The sequence below is a fragment of the Deferrisoma sp. genome (genome assembly GCF_054681715.1).
On the sequence record NZ_BAAHFQ010000178.1, the window covers coordinates 1 to 5,640 of the forward strand.

5 protein-coding genes and 2 pseudogenes are annotated in these 5,640 nt (G+C 67.7%); 3 read left to right on the plus strand and 4 right to left on the minus strand.

Features of this window, described 5'->3' with window-relative positions; all coding sequences use genetic code 11:
• Window positions 1-249: pseudogene (locus ACY0I8_RS15780) on the minus strand (pyridoxal phosphate-dependent aminotransferase); the annotation flags it as partial.
• A 238-nt stretch (window positions 250-487) separates the two neighbouring features.
• On the opposite strand from ACY0I8_RS15780, the gene ACY0I8_RS15785 reads away from it, so the two are divergent.
• Entirely contained in the window at window positions 488-997 is a 510-nt protein-coding gene (locus ACY0I8_RS15785) for an FKBP-type peptidyl-prolyl cis-trans isomerase (RefSeq protein WP_461395505.1), read from the plus strand.
• Between the two features lie 117 nt (window positions 998-1,114).
• On the opposite strand, the gene ACY0I8_RS15790 is transcribed toward ACY0I8_RS15785, so the two are convergent.
• The 3 genes from ACY0I8_RS15790 to ACY0I8_RS15800 all read right to left on the minus strand — a co-directional run bounded on the left by ACY0I8_RS15790 (window position 1,115) and on the right by ACY0I8_RS15800 (window position 3,917).
• Window positions 1,115-2,050 (minus strand): DNA integrity scanning protein DisA nucleotide-binding domain protein, encoded by a 936-nt coding sequence (locus ACY0I8_RS15790; RefSeq protein ID WP_461395506.1) that lies wholly within the window; start codon window positions 2,048-2,050, stop codon window positions 1,115-1,117.
• Between the two features lie 88 nt (window positions 2,051-2,138).
• Window positions 2,139-3,230, minus strand: coding sequence for a redox-regulated ATPase YchF (gene ychF, locus ACY0I8_RS15795; protein ID WP_461395507.1), 1,092 nt, complete (start codon window positions 3,228-3,230; stop codon window positions 2,139-2,141).
• 522 nt (window positions 3,231-3,752) lie between these two features.
• Window positions 3,753-3,917, minus strand: coding sequence for a hypothetical protein (locus tag ACY0I8_RS15800; protein WP_461395508.1), 165 nt, complete (start codon window positions 3,915-3,917; stop codon window positions 3,753-3,755).
• Between the two features lie 332 nt (window positions 3,918-4,249).
• Here ACY0I8_RS15800 and ACY0I8_RS15805 point away from each other — a divergent pair, with 332 nt between their 5' ends.
• Together ACY0I8_RS15805 and ACY0I8_RS15810 are read left to right on the plus strand one after the other, a co-directional pair.
• A complete protein-coding gene (locus ACY0I8_RS15805; RefSeq protein ID WP_461395509.1) occupies window positions 4,250-5,170 on the plus strand; it encodes an SPFH domain-containing protein in 921 nt (306 codons plus the stop codon).
• A 1-nt stretch (window position 5,171) separates the two neighbouring features.
• Window positions 5,172-5,640 (plus strand): annotated as a pseudogene (locus ACY0I8_RS15810) (AAA family ATPase); the annotation flags it as partial.

Below are 5,640 nucleotides of genomic sequence, written 5' to 3' on the forward strand. Positions count from 1 at the left end.
CACCGCGGCCCGCACGTCGGGGAACCCGGCGTTGGGCATGTACCCGTGGCACCCCGGGGGATCGTCCTCCACCAGTTCCTTCAATACCTCCCGGAACCTCTCCGGCGGGTCCAGGTTGGGGTTCCCGAGGCTGAAATCGAACACGTTCTCCGGGCCGAACTCCTGCTTCAGCCTCGCCCCCTCCTCGAACATCTTCCGGATCCAGGAGGCCCTCTCCAGGGCCGTTCGCACGCGCTGAGCAACGGGCATGGCCTACCTCCTCGCGGTGTGGGGTTCGTGCCGGGCTTTCGGGCAGGGCGGCGACTGTAACAGAAGCCCCCGGGCGTCCTCAACCCGGGGGCGGCGCGAAAAAAATTCGCCCGCGTCGCCTTTTTTTCCCGATTCGGTTTGACAGGGTCCCGGCCGAAGGGTAGGCTGCCCCCTACACAATCCCGGTCTCCCCGAGATTCGGGGGCCGGGAAAACTTTTTTCTGGAGGTAGAAGAAGCATGAAGGCAGAAGAGAACCTGTACGTGGCGATCGACTACACCCTGACCCTCGACTCGGGTGAGGTGGTGGACAAGTCGGAACCGGGTGAGCCCCTGGGGTTCATCTTTGGCAAGAACCAGATCATCCCCGGCCTGGAGCGGGAACTCCGCGGCATGGAGGAAGGCCAGACGAAGAAGGTCACGGTGGAGCCCGAGGATGCCTACGGCCTCCCGAGCCAGGACCTCCTTCGGGAGATCCCCCGCGAGAACTTCCCGGCCGACATGGAGATCGAGCCCGGCATGGGCTTCGAGGCCCGCGGGCCCCACGGCCCTGTGGTGTTCCGGGTGAACGAGGTCCGCGACGACGTGGTGGTGGCCGACTTCAACCACCCGCTGGCCGGGGAACGGCTCCACTTCGAGGTCACCGTGGCCGAGGTCCGCAAGCCCCGGCCCGAGGAGATGGCCGCGATGTTCCGGGCCAGCGACTGCGACACCCCCGACTGCGGGGGCTGCTCGGGCGGCTGCGCCTAGCCGGCTGCCGAACGCAGGAACGAGCAAAAGGGCCCCTCGGGGCCCTTTTTCTTTTCCGGCTCCCCCTCGGTCAACGGTCAGGTGGCGCCCGCCCGCGGCCTTCGGTCCGGGCCGGGCCTACCCGTCCTTCTGGCTTCGCAACCCCGGGAACAGCCGGTCCTCCCGGGGCCCCCACCCCCCGATGGGCCGGGGCCGCTCCACCTCCATCAGGATCTTTCCGTCCCGGAACACCGTGACCGTGCCGGTGGACTCGCTCACCGTGACCGCCACCGCCTTGGTCACGGCCGTGATGCCGGCCGCCGCGTTGTGCCGGGTGCCCAGCCCCCGCGGCAGGGGTTCCCCGGCCTGTTCCGGCCGCAGGTACACCCCGGCCGCCTCCACGAGCCCGTCGCCCCGGATCACGAAGGCGCCGTCGATGGCTGCGAACTCCTTGATCGTGGGCTCCAAGGCCGGGTCGAGGATGTTTCGCTCCTCCTCCGGGTAGCCCCGGAACGGGTTCAGCACCATCTGGGTCGACCGGGCGAGCACGTTGTCCGTGTCGCCGATCACGAAGGTGGTGCCCACGGGCTTCCCCTCCCGGCCTTCGTAGCCCAGCGCCACCGCGATGTCCAACACCCGCTCGAACACCTCGGGGTTCACGTGGCTCGAGATCTCCTCGGCCCCCGTGGCCGCGAACATCTCGAACTCCTCCCCCACCTCCATGAACACGATGGTGTCCAGCGCGCCGCTCCCCGCGATGCCCGTAAGGCAGATGAGCCGATCGCCCCGCTGGAACAGCCCCCGGGAGAACCCGAGGAGCACGGCGATCTTCACCTGGCCGAGCCGGGTGAGCCGGATCCCGGGCACCCGCACCCATTCCACGTTGTCCCGTTCCACGGCCCCGGAACTCGCCCCCCGGCTCACGAGCACGAACGAGACGTCCGGTTCCTCCTCCACGAACTCACGGAGGGCCCCGTGGCCGGGGAACACGTCGGCATACACCACCACGGCCCGGGCCCCGATTTTCCGGGCCATCTCCGCGGAGTAATAGAGAATATCGCGCGTGACGTCCATTTCGGTTCCCGTGCGGACGTTCGGACGTTGGGATGCACGGATGGTTAAGTAAGATCCCGGCGAGCGGGCGTCAAGCCGAGGAACGGCCTCACACGTTAAACCGGAAGTGGATCACATCGCCGTCCTGAACCACGTAGTCCCGGCCCTCCAGGCGCCACTTGCCGGCCTCCTTGGCCCCCTGCTCTCCCCCGTGGGCCACGAAGTCCTCGTACGCGATCACCTCGGCCCGGATGAACCCCTTCTCGAAATCCGTGTGGATCACGCCGGCCGCCTCGGGCGCCTTGGCCCCGATTCGCACGGTCCAGGCCCGGGCCTCCTTCGGGCCGGCCGTAAAGAACGTGTGAAGCCCCAAGAGCCGGTACCCGGCCCGGATCACGCGGTTCAGGCCCGGCTCCTCGAGCCCCAGGTCGGCCAGGAACTCGTCTCGTTCGGCCGGGTCGAGTTCCAGGATCTCGGCCTCGATCGCGGCGCACACCACCACCACCTCGGCCCCCTGCTCCGCGGCTCGTTGGCGGACCGCCTCCACCTGGGCGTTGCCCCGGAGCCCCTCCTCGTCCACGTTGGCCACGTAGAGCACGGGCTTACGGGTGATGAGGTGAAGCTCCCGTACGAACCGGAGTTCCTCGCCCCCAAACGAGAGCGCCCGCACCGGCCGCCCCTCCCCCAGGGTCTGCCGGAGCCGCTCGTAGACCGCCAGCCGTGCCTGGGCCTCCTTGTCCCCGGACTTGGCGCGGCGCTCCACCCGGGTGATGGCCCGCTCCACGGTTTCGAGATCGGCCAGCGCCAATTCGGTCTCGATCACGTCGATGTCGCGCAGGGGGTCCACCGACCCGGCCACGTGCACCACGTCGGGGTCCTCGAAGCACCGCACCACGTGGGCCACCGCGTCGGTCTCCCGGATGTGCCCGAGGAACTGGTTTCCCAGCCCCTCGCCTTTGCTCGCCCCGGCCACAAGCCCGGCGATGTCCACGAACTGCATCGTGGTGGGCGTGACCTGCTTGGGCTTCACAATCTCCGCGATCCGGTCGAGCCGCGGGTCGGGCACGGGCACCACCCCCACGTTGGGGTCGATGGTGCAAAAGGGGTAGTTCTCGGCCGCGATCCCGGCCTTGGTGAGTGCATTGAACAGGGTGGACTTCCCCACGTTGGGAAGCCCCACGATCCCACAGCGAAATCCCATCGATTTCCTCTTATTGTCCACACCCGGCAGCGGGCGCCCAGGTGTGTCTCGTTGGACTGCGGCCACTCCGCGGAAAGCAAGGCAGGCTATCACACAGAGGGGACAACGGAAAGGACTGGACTGGAAAGGACTCTGACCCGACGGATCCTGCCAATCCGGGGGCCAAATAGGGGCGTCTGGGGCGAGGCCCCCGTTGGAGGCCAGCAGGGGCAGGATACCGCGCTCACGGAGGGATGAGTACGTGGGCTGGTCGATGAGAATCCGAAAGGCGATGTCATCCCCCTCCTGCGTAGATCCGTTAGGCTGGGCCAACTCGAGAGCGGGGGGACACTTGAACCAAGAGATCATCAGGCGGGGTGAAGTCGGGGTGGCGGCAGGCGGGGCATTCGCCGGCGGCCACGGTGGGGGCCGGCAGGAGCGGGCAGTCGTGGGCCGTGCAGCGCTCGCAGTGGCGGGTTCGGCCGTTCTCGCAGCCCCGGATGGCGTAGCAACGGGAACAAAGAAGAATCCGGGCCACGGTCTCTACGCCTCCTCCACCCCCAGTCGGCGCTTCACGCGGGCCGCCCCGATCACGAGGACCGCCCCGAGGAGCAGGAGCATCTGGGTCTCGGACAGATGGATTCCCCGGGTCCAGAGGGTCCCGAGCGCCCCTCCGGCAAGGGCGCTTCCCAAGAGCATCCGTGTCATCGTGCATCCTCCCGGTCTGCGGCGGGGACGGTTCCACCCCGCGGCGGTCGCATGGGAAAGCCGTTTCCCATTCCCACCACATGCAGGACCCGTGCCTTCGATTTCCGGGCATTCGGAGCCCGGAAGTGGAACTCCATTTCCCATTCTGGGCACGCCGAGGCCAATCCTTTTCCCATCCCGTGCCCTCCCCGTTCCTGCCCCGGATGTCAGGGACGAACCGCTTTTTTCGCTAACCGCGTTTTGCGTTCACGAGAAAATCTTCTATCCTTGTCCTACCCTCACTTCCCATCGTGCCATTTCCGGCCCAAACAGCTTTCGGAAAGGTCTCGCAGATGTCCAACGAACCGAGCGCCAAGTTCGTCCGCCGCGCGTTCGTGCGCACCGCCATCCGCCGCACCCTCGGCATCGGCCTCCTGGTGGGGCTCGTGTACGGGACCGTGGCCCTCGTCTACGCGAGCAAGACCCTCTACAAGGTCAAGCTCAACTATGCCGTGGTCCTGGAAAAGCTCGGCGGGGAGCGCCGGGCCGTGACCGAGGTGGGCTGGCACCTGCGGCTCCCCTACTTCACCCGCATCGAGCAGGAGGTGCCGCTCATGAACCAGCAGATGCACCTCGGCGGCCAGGCGGAGCCGATGCGGATCATCTCCAAAGAGAACGTGGCCATCTGGGCCTCCGGGGTCATGACCTACCGGATCCGGGATCTCCACCAGTGGGCCATCGAGAACCTGGAGGCCCACCGGCTCCTCCAGGCCGACTACGACGGGATCGTGAAGGACATTCTCCAGGCCCAGGAGGTGGACCGGCTGGTGAGCGACCGGGAGCGGATCAAGGAGGAGATCTACCGGGCCCTCAAAAGCCGGCCGGTCAACGAGGGCGGGCCCACCCTGGAGGAGAAATACGGGATCGAGGTGGTGAGCTTCGTGCTCAAGGAGACCCGGTTCGGCGACAAGCTGGTGGAGGCCACCGAGGAGAAGAAGCGCCGGGAACTCATCGCCGAGGCCGAAAACTACGCGGCCGACCAGGAGGCGAGCCGGATCCGCAAGCTCTACCGGGCCTACACCGAGAGCATCCGGGAGCTCCAGCGCACGGTGGGCCGGCCCGACGGGTCCACCGACGTGGCGCTCCTGAACTTCCTCACCCAACAGAAATGGGCCACGGCCTACGAGAAGAACCCCGGGGGCCGGAACACCGTGGTGATCCAGAACACCCAGGTGCCGCCGGCCCTCACCCTGCCCCCGGCCCAGGAGCCCTGAGATGGCCAAGCGCCTCACCCGCCAGGTGCGCACGGTGCGCCTCCCCGAGGCGCGGATCCGGGAGATCGAGGACCTGGTGGCGTCCTGGCCCCAGGAGACCAAGGCGTTCATGCGGGCCCGGCTCCACCAGTACAAGCCCCCCACCGGCCTCGTGAACGCCGCCCTGGACGGCCTGGTGTCCCTTTTCGTGCCCCAGCCGCCCCGGGCCTTCCGGACCCTCAAGGACCCGGCCATCCTCACGGACTGGCAGCGGCGGTTCGAGCTGTCGGGCGAGACGAACCCCCGGCAGGCCTGGAACCGGATCCTGGAAAAGGAGGTGAGCGCCAGCGACTACCACTACCTCTTGTGGCTCCTGGACCGGGAACTCTCGGACGTGTTCGTGCCCGAGCCGATGCGCCGGCTGTTCGAGAAGCTCTACCGGGCGTTCCTCCGGAAGGAGTACCTCAAGGACCCCGAGGTCCCCAAGGCCC